The sequence below is a fragment of the Limnospira sp. PMC 1279.21 genome (genome assembly GCF_032349615.1).
Lineage (GTDB): Bacteria > Cyanobacteriota > Cyanobacteriia > Cyanobacteriales > Microcoleaceae > Limnospira > Limnospira fusiformis.
The window spans coordinates 1-1,148 of record NZ_JARPLU010000415.1 but is presented as its reverse complement, the minus strand read 5'-3'; the positions used below and the strand labels follow the sequence as shown (position 1 = coordinate 1,148).

Below are 1,148 nucleotides of genomic sequence, written 5' to 3'. Positions count from 1 at the left end.
GATTATACCGTATTGCCCTAAAATATTAACCTAATTTGAGATTAAATCATGCTCCTTTCGGGTTTAGCACTCCTATTTGTTTGTGGCAATTGATTAGTGACGAGCGAAACCCGTCCCTACAGGATTCTATGATAGCGATCGAAATTTGATCTGCCTTGGGAAAGCGCGTCATATCAGAACATTTGTCATTTTTTGATGACAACCACTAAATCTGACAGCACCCCACCTAGCTGGCCGTCTAGGTTGAAGTAGCTAATCAATCAAAATGTGCAACCTTTGCTACAACAGGCTAATCACTGCTACCACAGCAACTCGACACAATGATGATGATTGTGTCAGAATGAGTGTCTAGTTTGACATCATAATCGTAGTTGTTCCCATTGATTGATATCTTTAGTTTGTCTTTATTTCGAAAATAATCCTTTAACCATAAGTCAAATTGTTACCGCCGTTACACTTATCGCAGGAGTTTGTATCAATGAAAATCCGTTCTCTAGTTTCTGGTTTGACACTGACTGGCTTTTTGTTGGGAGCTTTTCCGACTCTGGTTATGGCGCAATCAGGTCCTGGTGTGACTTTGTTTGGTGGACCGGAAAGGGCGAATTTGCTCAATTTCTTTCTACAAAGTGGCCGCTCTGGTCGCTGGGACCGCTACAGATTAAGAATTCCGTCTAGGAAGTTAAATATGGCTGTGGCTTTGATCTCGATTTCGTATCCTGAGCATTTCGAGGGTAGATTTGACCCCGATCGCATTGAGGTTCGTATCGGTGATCAGTCAATTCCCCTAGAGGAGGTAATCTGGGATGCCGAAAACAATTTTATTGAAATCTATCCAGAAGAACCCATCCCAGCCGGACAGTCTTTAGAAATTGTGATGTCAAACGTCAGAAATCCTACTTTTGGCGGGATGTTCCACTTTAATGCTAATGTTCGCAGCCCCGGTGATGTGCCTCTGTTACGCTATGTTGGTACTTGGGTCCTCAGTATTGATTAACAGATGCTGGGGCGGTTGAGTTGATTATCGCTCAACCAACTGGCTGTCAGGTTTTCTGGAGCATGATTTAATCTCAAATTAGGTTAACATTTGACGGCCATACGGTATAATACCAAGTATGGTGCGAGACCTTCGGGTATGAAATAGAGCTGAA

1 protein-coding gene is annotated in these 1,148 nt (G+C 42.8%); it reads left to right on the top strand.

Annotated elements, in window-relative coordinates; translation table 11 throughout:
* The first annotated feature begins 478 nt into the window (after nucleotides 1-478).
* Complete coding sequence (locus tag P5683_RS25065) at nucleotides 479-994, top strand: DUF2808 domain-containing protein (RefSeq protein WP_006622026.1); 516 nt, start codon at nucleotides 479-481, stop codon at nucleotides 992-994.
* Nucleotides 995-1,148 lie beyond the last annotated feature (154 nt).